This window comes from Metapseudomonas boanensis (genome assembly GCF_042232855.1).
Taxonomy (GTDB): domain Bacteria; phylum Pseudomonadota; class Gammaproteobacteria; order Pseudomonadales; family Pseudomonadaceae; genus Metapseudomonas; species Metapseudomonas boanensis.
In genome coordinates, this window is sequence record NZ_CP113889.1 from 1,106,797 (window position 1) to 1,121,129 (window position 14,333).

Annotated in this window: 7 protein-coding genes and 1 pseudogene; 2 read left to right on the forward strand and 6 right to left on the reverse strand. The window is 64.0% G+C overall.

Annotated elements, in window-relative coordinates:
• Positions 1-104 precede the first annotated feature (104 nt).
• The 3 genes from OXH74_RS05190 to fdnG form a co-directional block, all read right to left on the reverse strand.
• Positions 105-737, reverse strand: coding sequence for a formate dehydrogenase subunit gamma (locus tag OXH74_RS05190; RefSeq protein WP_375740343.1), 633 nt, complete (start codon positions 735-737; stop codon positions 105-107).
• Between the two features lie 71 nt (positions 738-808).
• Entirely contained in the window at positions 809-1,735 is a 927-nt protein-coding gene (gene fdxH, locus OXH74_RS05195) for a formate dehydrogenase subunit beta (protein WP_375740344.1), read from the reverse strand.
• An 11-nt stretch (positions 1,736-1,746) separates the two neighbouring features.
• On the reverse strand, positions 1,747-4,821 hold the full coding sequence (gene fdnG / locus OXH74_RS05200) for a formate dehydrogenase-N subunit alpha (RefSeq protein ID WP_375740345.1): 3,075 nt from the start codon (positions 4,819-4,821) through the stop codon (positions 1,747-1,749).
• A 598-nt stretch (positions 4,822-5,419) separates the two neighbouring features.
• Between fdnG and OXH74_RS05205 the strand changes: the two genes are divergently transcribed.
• Positions 5,420-5,866, forward strand: coding sequence for a DMT family transporter (locus OXH74_RS05205; RefSeq protein WP_215371308.1), 447 nt, complete (start codon positions 5,420-5,422; stop codon positions 5,864-5,866).
• An 81-nt stretch (positions 5,867-5,947) separates the two neighbouring features.
• On the opposite strand, the gene OXH74_RS05210 is transcribed toward OXH74_RS05205, so the two are convergent.
• The 3 genes and pseudogenes from OXH74_RS05210 to pbpC all read right to left on the reverse strand — a co-directional run bounded on the left by OXH74_RS05210 (position 5,948) and on the right by pbpC (position 10,377).
• The gene (locus tag OXH74_RS05210; RefSeq protein WP_375741565.1) at positions 5,948-6,685 is read right to left on the reverse strand and encodes a methyl-accepting chemotaxis protein; all 738 of its coding nucleotides are present in this window, start codon (positions 6,683-6,685) and stop codon (positions 5,948-5,950) included.
• A gap of 126 nt (positions 6,686-6,811) precedes the next feature.
• A pseudogene (locus OXH74_RS05215) lies at positions 6,812-7,879 on the reverse strand (cache domain-containing protein); the annotation flags it as partial.
• Positions 7,880-8,025: 146 nt separating this feature from the next.
• Entirely contained in the window at positions 8,026-10,377 is a 2,352-nt protein-coding gene (pbpC, locus tag OXH74_RS05220; protein WP_375740346.1) for a peptidoglycan glycosyltransferase PbpC, read from the reverse strand.
• A 435-nt stretch (positions 10,378-10,812) separates the two neighbouring features.
• On the opposite strand from pbpC, the gene OXH74_RS05225 reads away from it, so the two are divergent.
• On the forward strand, positions 10,813-14,325 hold the full coding sequence (locus tag OXH74_RS05225; RefSeq protein WP_375740347.1) for a tandem-95 repeat protein: 3,513 nt from the start codon (positions 10,813-10,815) through the stop codon (positions 14,323-14,325).
• Positions 14,326-14,333 lie beyond the last annotated feature (8 nt).

Here is a 14,333-nt window from a genome sequence, read left to right on the forward strand (position 1 = left end):
GTGTGTAGGGTGGGTGGAGCAACGCGATACCCGCCGTTTGCGCCGAATTGATGGGTATCGCTGCGCTCCACCCATCCTACAAACTGCCATTCACCGCCTTTAGTTCAGTGTTTACCGCCCTCCCCTTTGCTGACTTCCTTGAACCAGGCGGCGTGGTGTTTACGTGCCCAACCTTTGCTGACCCAGCCGGTGAGCATCGCGCTGACTGAGCCTTTGACCCAGATGCCCGCGTAGATGTGGACGATGATGCTGAGGATCAGCACCCAGGCGGCGAAGGCATGCAGCAGGACGGAGAGGCGGATCAGTCCGATGCCGAACAGCTGGCTGAAGTATTCGCGCCAGATGACGAACCCCGTAGCCAGCAGTACCAGCATGCACAGCAGCAGCACCCAAAACAGCAGCTTCTGCCCCGCGTTGTAGCGGCCGACTTCCGGCAGCTTGTCCTCGCGGTTGGCGACGACGTCGCGCCATTGCCGCAGCCATTGGCCATCGGCTTTATCGAGGCGGTTGTGGTGAGCGAAGCGCATGGCCAGCCAGATGAAGAAGACGAACATGGCAACGCCCAGGAAGGGGTGGAGGATGCGCGTCCACGGCCCTCCGCCGAAGAAACTGGTCAGCCAGAACAGCGCCGGGTGGAACAGCGCCAGGCCCGAGAGCCCGGCAAGCACGAAGAGGATGGCCACCATCCAGTGGTTGCTGCGTTCGGAGGGGGTGTAGCGTTCGATGTCTTTGTTCATGTCTGGGGCTCCTGGACGGGTCGGACTTCCCTCAACCCGGCCCTCTCTCGATGGGAGAGGGGGCGATCGGATCAACTCGGCGCCTTGGGGTCGAATTTGTGCACGGACGGGTCGACCTTTTGCACCGTTGCCTCGGCCGACGGCGCTTCGTCCTCCACCACTCGGTTGGGGCCCACGCGCACGTAGTGGAAGAAGCCGAACAGCGCCACTACGCCCATGGCCAGCAGGCCCAAGGGCTTGGTCACGCCTTTCCACAGGCTGACCATGGGGCTGATGCCCGGATCATCCGGCAAGCCGGCGTAGATCGAGGGCTTGTCGGCATGGTGCAGCACATACATGACGTGGGTGCCGCCAACGCCCGGCGGGTCGTAGAGACCAGCGTGCTCGAAGCCGCGGGACTTCAGGTCGACTATGCGTTCGGCCGCGTGCTCCTTCATGTCGTCCTTGGTGCCGAAGACGATGGCCCCGGTCGGGCAGGTTTTTACGCAGGCCGGCTCCAGGCCAACGGAAACGCGGTCGGAACAGAGCGTGCACTTGTAGGCCTTGTGGTCCTTTTGCGAGATGCGCGGGATGTCAAAGGGGCACCCGGTGATGCAGTAGCCGCAGCCGATGCACTTGTCCTGGTTGAAGTCGACGATGCCGTTGGCGTACTTCACGATGGCGCCGGGGCTCGGGCAGGCCGCGAGGCAACCCGGCTCGTCACAGTGCATGCAGCCGTCCTTGCGGATCAGCCACTCCAGCTTGCCGCTCTCGCCCTCATACTCGGTGAAGCGCATCAGGGTCCAGGATTCGGCCGTGAGGTCCGCGGGGTTGTCGTAGGTGCCGCGGTTCTGGCCGACCTCGTCACGCAGGTCGTTCCATTCCGAACAGGCCACCTGGCAGGCCTTGCAGCCGATGCACTTGGACACGTCGATGAGTTTTGCCACTTCATCCATCTGGCGCACGGACGGCATGGGCGTCGTGGTGGCGGAGCGGGCGATGATGTCTTGTGATGCCATGGCTCAGCTCCTCATGCCTTTTCCACCTTGACCAGGAACGACTTGAACTCCGGCGTCTGCGTATTACCGTCGCCGACGAAGGGGGTCAGTGTGTTGGTCAGGTAGCCATTGCGCGCCACGCCGGAAAAGCCCCAGTGCAGCGGGATGCCGACCTGGTGCACGGTCTTGCCGTCCACGGTCAGCGGTGTCAGGCGCTTGGTCACCACCGCCACCGCCTTGATGAAGCCACGGTTGGAGGAGACCTTGACCCGTTCGCCAGGAGCGATGCCCAGTTCCTTGGCCAGCACTTCGCCGATCTCGACGAACTGCTCCGGCTGCGTGATTGCGGCCAGGCGGCAGTGCTTGGTCCAGAAGTGGAAATGCTCGGTCAGGCGGTAGGTTGTTGCCGCGTAAGGGAACTCGTCTGCCGTGCCGAACACCTCCATGTCGTTCTTGAACACCCGCGCGGCCGGGTTGCTGGTGGCCTTCGGGTTTTCCGGATGCAGCGGGTTGCGCCCGATGGGTGTCTCGAAGGGTTCGTAGTGTTCCGGGAAGGGGCCCTCGTTCATCTTGTCCACGGCGAAGAACCGGGCAACGCCCTCGGGGTTCATGATGAACGGGCTCAGGCCCTGCTCCGGAGCGGCGTCGACCTTGTAGTCGGGCACGTCAGTGCCGGTCCAGGCCTTGCCGTTCCACCACACCAGGCGTTTCTTCGCCGGATCCCAAGGCTGGCCCATGGGGTCGGACGAAGCGCGGTTGTAAAGGATGCGCCGGTTCGCCGGCCAGGCCCAGGCCCAGCCGAGGGTCTGGCCCATGCCATAGGGGTCAGCGTTGTCGCGCCGAGCCATCTGGTTGCCCAGGGCCGTCCAGGAGCCGGCGAAGATCCAGCAACCGCTCGCCGTGCTGCCATCGTCACGCAGCAGACCAAAGCCCGGCAGTTGCTCGCCGGCCTTGAGCAGCACGGCGCCGGTCGCCGGGTCGGTGAGATCGGCCAGGGCCTTGCCGTTGAACTCGCGAGCAAGCTCATCCGGACCGGGCTCGTCGGGGCGCAGATAACTCCAGTCGAGGCCGAGGATGGGGTCGGGGAACGCCCCGCCTTCCTTCGCATACAGGTTGCGCAGGCGATGGTACAGGCCGGCCATGATGGCGATGTCGGTGCGCCCCTGACCGGGCGGCTCGGCGCCCTTCCAGTGCCATTGCAGCCAGCGTCCGCTGTTGACCAGCGAGCCGTCCTCCTCGGCGAAGCAGGTGGTCGGAAGCCGGAACACCGTGGTCTGGATACCGGCAGTGTCGACGTCGTTGAACTCACCAGCGTTACGCCAGAACTCGGAGGTGTCGGTGGCCAGCGGGTCCATGATCACCAGGAACTTCAACCGCGCCAGCGCAGCGCTGACCTTGGCCTTGTTGGGGAATGAGCCGATCGGGTTAAAGCCTTGGCAGAAGTAGCCGTTGACCTTGCCCTGGTACATCAGGTCGAAGTAACGCAGCACGTCGTAGGCGGGTACGTCGAGCTTGGGCAGCCAGTCGTAGCACCAGTTGTTCTCAGCGGTGGCCGACTTGCCGAACCAGGACTTCATCAGGCTCACGTGGAACTTGCCGTAGTTCTGCCAGTAGGACATCTGCCCCGGCCGCAATGGCTTGGACGCCCGCTTGTCGATGTAGGCGGCATAGTCCTGCTCGGCATCGCCCGCCAGGGTGAGATAGCCAGGCAGCGAGTTGGACAGCAGGCCGAGGTCGGTCAGGCCCTGGATGTTGGAGTGGCCGCGCAGGGCGTTCATGCCGCCTCCGGGCATGCCGATATTGCCCAGCAGCAACTGCACCATGGCACCGGTGCGGATCATCTGCGAGCCCACGGAGTGCTGTGTCCAGCCCAGGGCATACATGATGGTCATGGTCTTGCCGGGCGCCGAGGTTTCGGCAATCTGCTCCCAGACCTTGAGCATCTGGTCCCGCGGCGTGCCACAGATGCTGCTGACCAATTCCGGCGTATAGCGGCTGTAGTGCTGCTTCATCAGCTGGAAGACGCAGCGCGGGTCCTGCATCGTCGGGTCGACGCGCGCAAAGCCGTCTTCACCCTTGGCATAGGCCCAGGTCGCCTTGGCCATATAGCTGCGCTTCTGCTCGTCGTAGCCGTTGAACAACCCTTCGCTGAAAGCGAAAGCGTCGTCGACGATGAACGAGGCATCGGTGTAGTGACTCACGTATTCGTGCTGGATCTTGTCGTGGCTGATCAGGTAGTTGATCAAGCCGCCCAGGAAGGCGATGTCCGTACCGGCGCGGATGGGCGCGTAGTAATCCGCCACCGAGGCCGAGCGGGTGAAACGCGGATCGACCACGATCAGTCGGGCGTTGTTATGTGCCTTGGCTTCGGTAACCCACTTGAAGCCGCAGGGATGGGCTTCGGCGGCATTGCCACCCATGATAAGGACCAGATCGGCATTCTTGATGTCGGTCCAGTGGTTCGTCATGGCTCCACGGCCAAACGTCGGGGCAAGACCTGCCACCGTCGGGGCGTGTCAGACACGTGCCTGGTTATCGAACCCCAGCATGCCGAGGGAACGCACCACCTTGTGGGTGATGTAGCCGGCTTCGTTGCTCGATGCGGACGCCGCGAGGAAGCCCGTCGTCAGCCAGCGGTTCACCGTCTGGCCTTGGGCATTCGTCTGGATGAAGTTGGCGTCGCGGTCCGCCTTCATCAACTTGGCAATGCGGTCGAGGGCGTCATCCCATTCGATGCGCTTCCACTCGTTGGTGCCGGCTTCGCGCACTTCGGGATACTTCAGGCGATTGGGGCTGTGAATGAAGTCCAGCAGGCCCGCGCCTTTCGGGCAGAGGGTGCCGCGGTTGACCGGGTGGTCGGCGTCGCCCTCGATGTGGATGATGTTCTGCGCGACGTTCTTCGCAGCATCGCCCTGGCTGTACATGATCAGGCCGCAGCCGACCGAGCAGTATGGGCAGGTATTGCGCGTCTCGATGGTGCGCGCCAGCTTGAAGTGACGCACCTGGTCGGCAAAGGCCTTCGGGGGCGCTACCCCCAAGGCCGCCAGGCTCGATCCTCCAAGGCCCACTGCGCAGACCTTGAAGAATTGTCGACGGTTCATATCCATCGTGGTTATCCCTCGTGAGGCTATGCATACCGGGTACTTGGCCGGGCATATCCTTTATAAGGGTAGTCAGCTTCGGGGGATGTGCCAGCCAGGGCGGCTGCGGCCAGCCTCCACCAAGACCAGCACCAAATCCACGTATGGAGCGCTGACGCGTAAAGCGCCAAGGCTCGTCAAGTCTGGATCGCCTCGCTCGGCTAGCGAGACGCGCTGAAACCGGAAAAGCTGATGCCCGGCCATTACCCGGAGCGCAACCACCTGCGCGCCCTGAAGCAGGGAATGCCCAAGGCCGAGGACGCCAAAACGCTAGTCACCGCGTTGAAGCAACGTTACCTGCAGCTGGGCGATGTGGAGAGCCTGGAACTCAGAGCGCCAAGGTCCTCAAAGGGGAGATGCAGGGGCCATGAGCACCACCCAGCTGCTAGCCACGCAGGGGGTCGAGTTCGATCGTCGACGCTGACGCCTCCTGCGGTGGAGTGCGTGGCTCGCCGGAGTGCAGCGGCAAGCACGGGCCCAGCGACTCAGCCGGGACAGTTTCGATTAGTCCGAGAAAGAAAATACGGCATACTGGCGCCCCCTCGAAATTGCCATGGAGATCGCCATGCCACAGGCTTGGTGGCTGCTTGCCTTGCCCTTTGTCGCCGGTGCTTTCCTGCCCTTGCAGGCCGGCATCAATGGCCAGTTGGCCAAACAGATTTCAAGCGTGATGAGCGCGGCTCTGGTGTCCTTCGTGGTTGGCACCATCGCCTTGCTGGCCGTCGTGCTCGTCCAGCGTGAAATGCCCAGCCTCGCCGCCCTCAAGGGGCTGAGCTGGTGGCATTGGAGTGGTGGCCTGCTGGGTGCAGTATTCATCGCCACTGCCGCATTCGCAGGCCCGCGTATTGGCGCCCTGCTATTCATGGCGCTGGTCCTGGCGGGCCAGTTGGGCATGGCGCTGATGCTCGACCACTTCGGCTGGGCCGGCTACCGCGAAGCGCCGATCAGTATTGGCAAGCTGGCCGGCCTGGCACTGATCATCGGCGGGATCTGGCTGATTCGCAGAGGCTGAATGCCGACACAGTGGCGTGGAGACGCGGTGGCATGGCCGCAAGGCGCGACCATGCTGGGCGAGCAGTGGCGTCTCGAGAACTTATAGCCTGAAGCGCCCCACCTGCTGAGCCAGATCACCGGCCAGTCGACTCAGTGTCTGGCACTCTTCCCGACAACCACGCACCTCGTTGGCAGTGGCATGGGCCAGATCGGCAATGCCCTGGACGTTGCGGTTGATCTCCTCGGTCACCGACGACTGCTCCTCCGTGGCTGCAGCAACCTGATGGTTCATGTCACTGATGCGCTCCACCTGATCGGTGATTGCCCCCAACGACAAGCCCGTGCGCTGGCTGGCTTCCACTCCCGTGCCCGTGGCCGACTGGCCCGCATGCATGGAGTGGACAGCGGTTTCAGCGCCGTGCTTCAGGCGCTGGATCATCTGCTGGATTTCATCGGTAGAAGCCTGGGTGCGACTCGCCAGCGTCCGCACTTCATCGGCCACCACGGCGAAACCTCGGCCCATCTCGCCGGCCCGGGCCGCTTCGATAGCGGCGTTGAGAGCCAGCAGGTTGGTCTGTTCGGAGATACCGCGAATTACCGCCAGCACCTGGTCGATGGATGCCACCTGGCTGGCCAGTTCGCCGACAGCCGTGGCCGCCACACCAATCTCGTTGGACATGCGTTCGATATGCCCGACCGAATCGCCGACTACCTGACGCGCCTGCAAGGACTCATCGCGCGCTTGCTGCGAAGCCTGGGCGGCGGTGCCCGCATTGCGAGCGATCTCCTGCACCGTCAGCCCCATCTCGTGCACGGCGGTGGCCACCATGTCGGTCATTTCCTGTTGCTGCACCGCGCGCCCAGCGGTGTTGTCCACCACCTGCGTGACCTGACCCACCACCCTGTGCAGGCGCTGGCTGGTCTCCAGGACTTCGCCGATCAGACTTCGCTGACTCTCCAGGAAGCGGTTGAAGCCACGCGCCAGATCGCCCAGTTCGTCGGCGCGGCGTTCGTCGAGTCGACGAGTCAGGTCACCGCCACCGCCACCGATCTCGACCAGCGCCGAGGTCACCTGGCGAATCGGCCGCACCAGCCCACGCGCCAGCATCACCACCAGAAACAGGCACAGCAGCAGGACGCCCAGCCCCGCGAGGCTGCTGGTCAACGCCGCCTGCCGAGCCTCCGCATAGATCTCCGCTTCTGGTACCTCACTCACCAGTAACCAGCCCGCTGTCTCCAATGGGCGGGCCAACGCCAGGAAGGCCTCGCCCTCGCGACTGAAGTGCACCACCTTGCCATTGGATACCAGCAACTCGCCGGCCGGCCCGGCCCCCAGCACATCTGTCAGGCGTCCACTGCCATTCAACTCGGCTTGCGGGTGTACCTTGATGCTGCCCTTACGGTCGACCAGGAATACTCGACCACGCTCGCCGAATCTGAAGTCGCGAATCATCTCCGACATCGCCTGCAGGCTATAACCCAGGCCCGACACGCCCAGTGTCTTGCCGTCACGGGTAATGCGCTGGTTGATGAACAGCGTGGGCAGCCGCGTGCCCTTGTCGATGTCGATCTCCACCGCCCGATCACGATCGCTGTCCACCAGCCTGTAAAACCATTGGTTCTCCGGTTGGCTGCGGGAGAGGGTCCGGCTCAGGCCCTTGCCGGTGTGGTAATGCCCACTTTCAAGCACCGCAATCGAGGTGGTGAGGGCGTTTTGCTGGGCGCGCACGCCTTCCAGGTAGAGGGCGAAACTCTCCGCCCGGGCCGGGTCCTCGCCGGCGGCCAACCAGTCCTGTACCTGCACGTTCGTGGCGATGGCCGCGTTCGCCGTGATGGGCGCTGTCAGCGCACGTTCCAAGTCATTGCCAATGGCCTCTACCCGAGCCGGCAGGGCCTCATCGAGCAGGAAGCGCTCGGTCAGGCGGTTCATTAGCACCGAATAGATGCCGACCACGATGAGGATGCCAGCGAGCAGGGCTGCGCCCATGCTGAAAATCAGCTGCCACTGAATACTGCGTCGCCAGAGGCGCATGAGTGGTCTCCTTGGATACCCGGAAGCATGAGGAATCTGACCGAAAGGTCAGGGCCACGATGAATTGTATACAGAATGGTCGCTTTATGAATCATGAACTGCCGACAATCCGTATCGGCAGGCATGGGGCGAGGCTTTAAGAGGAATCAGTCGGTAATGCCGAACTCCAGACGAGCGGTCTGACCCGTCTCATCCAACACGCTCAATTGATGGCGCCCCGCTTGCCGAAACACCTGGCTGAAGCCGTCCTCGGCAGCCGTGGTAGCCACCGGCGCGCCATCCAGGAACCACCAGCGCCGGCCTCCGCCGCCTAGGGTCGACAGCCACAAACGCAGTGGCTCGGCGCTGCCCGCAGGCCGGCGTAGCTGGTCACCCTCGCGAACGCCGACGATGGACAGCGGCGCAGCAGCCGGCGGCAATGGCGGCGGGCAGGCCGGGTCGACCGCCGGCAGGCGCGCGCTGCGCCGCTCACGCTTCGGCAGCCAAGGCTCCAGAGGTGCTGGCCAAAACACCAGTTCCTGAGGGCTTGCGCCTGGGCAGCCGGGGGCGACCTGTCGTCCGTCCGGGCCAAGCCAGATTGTTTGCCGAAGCCCCAGCCCCAATGGTTGATCGCCCGCCAGCAGGGTCGGCGGCGTGGTGCCGTCCAGGGTCCAGGCGAAGCGTTGGCGACGGCAGTTGGGGTCGCCCTTGGTCATGATCTGGCCCAAGGGCCAGCAGATGGCGGCAACATCCACCTCCGCCGGCTGCGGCTCGACGGGCTGGGCGATACCACGCTGGGCGTCGCGGTTCACCAGCAGGTCATGCACCTGCAGCAATAGCGGTGCGGCCGATGCCAAGCCGAACTGGCCGGACACAGGCGTACCGTCCGGGCGGCCGATCCAGATGCCGATCAGGTGACGTGGCCCCACACCGATGGCCCAAGCGTCGCGGAAGCCGTAACTGGTACCGGTCTTCCAGGCCAGCACAGGACGCTCAGTCAGCCGTGCGCGCGGGGCACGGTCTGGCCGTGCCTGACCGGCCAGAATGCGCCGCACGACCCAGGCTGCGCCGGGCGACAGCAGACGGCGCTCCTGCAAGGCGTCCTGCGGTTGCAGGCGCAAGCGGGCGACACGCCCCTGCCGGGCAAAGACGCTGTAACCACTGACGAGCTCCTCCAGACGGCTGCCAGTACCTCCGAGTATCAGCGCCAGATTCGGCTCGGCCGCCGCCGGCAGTGCCAGCGGCACACCGACGTTGCGCAACTCCCCGGCGAAACGCTTCGGCCCGTAGGCTTCCAGCAACTGCACCGCTGGCAGATTGAGGGACAGGCCCAGGGCCTCGCTGGCCGACACGGGTCCGGTGAAACCAGCGGCAAAGTTACCTGGGCGGTAATCGCCATAACGCCTGGGCACGTCCTGCAGCAGCGATTCGGAATGAATCAGGCCGGCATCCAGCGCCAGGCCATAAAGAAAAGGTTTCAGGGTGGAGCCGGGCGAACGCAGCGAACTGATCATGTCGACGTGGCCAAAGCGGCGCTCGTCCGCGATATCCACCGAACCGAGATAAGCGCGCACCGCCATCGTCTCGTGCTCCACCACCAGGACCGCAGCGGAGGTGCGCTCCGGCAGGCGCGCACGCCAGCCGAGCAACAAGTCTTCCAGACGGCGCTGTAACGCGGCATCCAACGTAGTGCGGATCAGCGGCGGGCTGTCCGCACGATTCAACCGCCGCGCCAGCAACGGCGCCAAGCTCGGCTCCTGACGCGGAGCCAACAGCACCGGCTCCTCCAGGGCTTCGGCCACTGCACCCTGGGGCCAGACACCGAATTGCGCCAAGCGCCGCAGCACTTTGTCACGGGCAGCCTGAGCCTGCTCCGGGTGGCGGTCCGGGCGAAGCCGGCTCGGTGCCTGGGGCAGCACGGCAAGCAGCGCAGCCTCCGCCCGGGTCAACTGCGACGGTGGCTTGCCGAGGTAGGCCCAGCTCGCCGCTGCCACGCCCTGCAAGGTGCCGCCGAAGGGCGCGCGATTCAGATAGAGGCCGAGGATTTCTGCCTTCGACAGGTGCCACTCCAACTGCGCGGTGCGCCAGAGCTGGCGCAGCTTTCCCCCCAGGCTGCGCGGGTGCGGGTCGAGCAGGCGCGCCACCTGCATCGACAGGGTGCTGCCGCCGGAGAGCACACGCCCCCCGCGCAGGTTCATCCACGCGGCCCGCGCCAGGGCCAGCGGGTTGACCCCGGGGTGCTGGTAGAAATAGCGGTCTTCATAGGTAAGCAGGGCCTGCAGGTAATACGGCGATACTTCGTCCTCGCTTACCGGGTAACGCCAAACGCCTTCAGCATCGGCGAAACGCCAGAGCGGCGTGCCATCTTCGGCCAACACCACTCGCGCCAGATCGTCCTCCGGCAATGGCAGCGGCCAGAAGAGGTCGGCCACCCAGAGCAGCGCCACGAGCAGCAAGGGCACGGCGAGCCAGGCGTGACGCAAGCGGATGAGGATGGCGTGGGCGAGAGGCAATGCCATGGTCTCCGGGTAGGCAGAAACGCAGGATAAGCGGGACAAGGGAAAGTGGGGAGTGGCGCAGACCTACCATCCCCCGACTGCGGAGAAGCGAAGACAAGGAGCAGTCAATAATTCGACAGCCAAACAATTGACTAAAAAATAACCGTTCGTCGCGTTTTTTACCGCCGACTCGGCCCGACTGTTTCCCCACCTTTACAGGTCCTCCAGCCGCTCCTAAACGACTATCAAACTGACATGACAGTGCTTTGGCCGTCGCTGTAGTCAGTCCTTCCCGAACACACGGCCCCCGTCATCATTCCCAGGAGACCCACATGGGTACTCGCAGATTACTGCGTGCCACGCTCAGGCCGGCCACCGTCCAGGGCCCTCTCATGGCAATGACGACGCTCTAGTTCAGTCCCAATTCCAGAAACCTTTCTGCAAGAGGAATGCAGCATGGCCATATCTACTACCTCGTTCAGCAACACACCCCAGGCCACCGGGGACTCCTTTGTCTTTGACAGCCTGGTGTCCGAGGGAGTCGATTACGTCTACCTGGATGTAATGGCCAACGATCTGGGCGGCAAGGCCAAAACACTCTACGCGCTGAGCGACGGAACCAGCGCCGATGGCAGCACCGCGACCAGCGCTGAAATCCAGGCCGACCTGCTGGCCCATGCCACCTCGTGCTTGAGCGCCTACGGTGCTGAGATACGGATCGCCCAAGACTTGGATGGGAAAATCAAGGTCCTCTACGATGCCGGCCTCCTTTACCAGAGTGAGGCCTACCAGCGTCTGTCGGCGACTGAATACCTGACGGACACTTTTACCTACGCCATTCGCCTCGGCAACGGCACACTCAGCTGGGCCACTGCAACGGTCACGATCTTCGGCGCCAACGACGCGCCGGAGTCTTCGGAAGGCTATGGCACGACGGACGAGGACACACCGATCCTCGGCAAGGCCCTGCCCAGCGCCAGCGACGTCGATGGCGACAGCGTCAGCTATGCCCTCGGCGCGACCACCGCCGCCCACGGCAGCGTCACCGTGCATGCCGATGGCACCTTCGACTACACCCCCGACGCCAACTTCAACGGCACCGACAGCTTTTCCTTCATCGTCGACGATGGCCACGGCGGAACCAACGAATACACCTATGAGCTGACCGTCAACCCGGTCAACGATGCCCCGGAATCCGCCAACGGCAGCGGCGCCACCGACGAGGACACCCCGCTCACCGGCGCGCTCCTGCCCAGCGCCAGCGACGTCGATGGCGACAGCGTCAGCTATGCCCTCGGCGCGACCACCGCCGCCCATGGCAGCGTCACCGTGCATGCCGATGGCACCTTCGACTACACCCCCGACGCCAACTTCAACGGCACCGACAGCTTTTCCTTCATCGTCGACGATGGCCACGGCGGAACCAACGAATACACCTATGAGCTGACCGTCAACCCGGTCAACGATGCCCCAGAATCCGCCAACGGCAGCGGCGCCACCGACGAGGACACCCCACTCACCGGCGCGCTCCTGCCCAGCGCCAGCGACGTCGATGGTGACAGCGTCAGCTATGCCCTCGGCGCGACCACCGCCGCCCATGGCAGCGTCACCGTGCATGCCGATGGCACCTTCGACTACACCCCCGACGCCAACTTCAACGGCACCGACAGCTTTTCCTTCATCGTCGACGATGGCCACGGCGGAACCAACGAATACACCTATGAGCTGACCGTCAACCCGGTCAACGATGCCCCGGAATCCGCCAACGGCAGCGGCGCCACCGACGAGGACACCCCGCTCACCGGCGCGCTCCTGCCCAGCGCCAGCGACGTCGATGGCGACAGCGTCAGCTATGCCCTCGGCGCGACCACCGCCGCCCATGGCAGCGTCACCGTGCATGCCGATGGCACCTTCGACTACACCCCCGACGCCAACTTCAACGGCACCGACAGCTTTTCCTTCATCGTCGACGATGGCCACGGCGGAACCAACGAATACACCTATGAGCTGACCGTCAACCCGGTCAACGATGCCCCGGAATCCGCCAACGGCAGCGGCGCCACCGACGAGGACACCCCACTCACCGGCGCGCTCCTGCCCAGCGCCAGCGACGTCGATGGTGACAGCGTCAGCTATGCCCTCGGCGCGACCACCGCCGCCCACGGCAGCGTCACCGTGCATGCCGATGGCACCTTCGACTACACCCCCGACGCCAACTTCAACGGCACCGACAGCTTTTCCTTCATCGTCGACGATGGCCACGGCGGAACCAACGAATACACCTATGAGCTGACCGTCAACCCGGTCAACGATGCACCAACCAATTCACTCCCCGGCAAGCAGACCACCGCCGAGGGGAGTACCAAGACCATCAGCGGTCTGAGTATCGCTGACCCGGACGCCGGATCTGGCAACATGACGGTGAAGCTCCAGGTCGCCCATGGCACCTTGTCCGCACAGGCCCTTGCAGGAGGTGCAAGCATCACCGGCTCTGGCAGTGCCTTGCTCTCGCTGAGCGGCACCCTTGCCCAGATCAACGCAACACTCGCGGCTAACCTCAGCTACATGCCGAGCAGCAATTTCCACGGCGACGACACCCTGACCATGACCACCAGCGACGGTGTCGCCAGCGACACCGATACCCTGACTATCGAGGTAACCCCGGTCAACGATGCACCGGTAGCGGCCAGTGACACGCTTTACGTGTCCAGGAACACCAACGGCATCGTGATATCGGTGGCGGCACTGCTTGGCAACGATACGGATATCGATGGGTCATTCCTGTCGCTAACCGCCCTGGGTGGAGCAACGGGCGCGGTTTCCAATCTCCAGTTCGTCGCGGGATCGAACAACAGCCTGATCAGCTTCGATGCCGGCAACGCGGGCGTGGGCGCGTTCACCTACACACTCTCGGATGGTGCCGGGGGAACGGTCATGGGGAGTGTGACGGTTAACACCGTGTCCACTAACGGGGCTTCCGTCGTCGACCTGTCTACGTTCGCCACTTACCAGGCCTCCTATCTCGACGGTGGCAGCAACCAGGATGGCCTGACTGGCACCGGAGCGCCGGACGTCTTCATTGGTGGAGCTGCCAACGACACCCTCACCGGCGGCAACGGCGACGACCGCCTTCGCGGAGGCACAGGCGACGACACGCTGGACGGTGGCGCAGGTGTCGACCTGCTCGACTTCTCCGATGCGTCAGGCGCGCTCAACTTCACCCTGGTTCAGAGCAGCAGCAACACTGTCGTCAATCTTTCCTCCGTTGGATTGGGCAACGATACGTACAGGAACATGGAAGGCGTTATCGGTTCGGGCAACAACGACACCCTCACCGGCAGCAGCGGCAACGACATCATCCGTGGCGGAGCCGGCAGCGATACGCTGGATGGCGGTGCAGGCAACGACCTGCTGGACCTTTCCGATGCCTCGGCTGCGCTAAACCTCACCCTGGTACAGAGCAATGCCCTCACCGTTATTTCCGCCGGAGGCCTGGGCAGCGACAGCTACAGGAACATGGAAGGGATCATCGGCTCCGCATTCAATGACAGTCTCACCGGCTCCATCGGCAACGATGAACTCCGCGGCGGGGCCGGCAACGACACGCTCAATGGCGGGGACGGCGCCGACATACTGATTGGAGGCCTTGGCGCCGACTCGCTGACAGGGGGCAACGGGGCTGACCTGTTCAGGTTCGGCAACCTCAGCGAGGCCGTGGACAGCATCCTTGACTACAGCCTTGCGGAGGGAGACAAGCTCGATTTCTCGGCGCTGCTCGGCACCAGCGCCCCATCCGGTGGAGTGCTCTCGGAGTATGTCCAGGTGGTGCAGTCGGGTGCTGACATGGTGGTTCACGTGGATGTCGACGGCTTAGCTGGCGGGGTGAACTTCGTCGAGGTGGTCACCATCACCGGCGTCAATCAGATACAGGCCTCGTTCTGGGGCAGCGACCACATACTGCCGAGCTGACAACGCAG

Bases quoted from the DNA above. Each gene is read 5' to 3' on its own strand.
- OXH74_RS05225 (WP_375740347.1), top strand. From the start codon at position 10,813: ATGGCCATATCTACTACCTCGTTCAGCAACACACCCCAGGCCACCGGG.
- OXH74_RS05210 (WP_375741565.1), bottom strand. From the start codon at position 6,685: ATGACCGACATGGTGGCCACCGCCGTGCACGAGATGGGGCTGACGGTG.
- OXH74_RS05190 (WP_375740343.1), bottom strand. From the start codon at position 737: ATGAACAAAGACATCGAACGCTACACCCCCTCCGAACGCAGCAACCAC.
- fdxH (WP_375740344.1), bottom strand. From the start codon at position 1,735: ATGGCATCACAAGACATCATCGCCCGCTCCGCCACCACGACGCCCATG.
- pbpC (WP_375740346.1), bottom strand. From the start codon at position 10,377: ATGGCATTGCCTCTCGCCCACGCCATCCTCATCCGCTTGCGTCACGCC.
- OXH74_RS05205 (WP_215371308.1), top strand. From the start codon at position 5,420: ATGCCACAGGCTTGGTGGCTGCTTGCCTTGCCCTTTGTCGCCGGTGCT.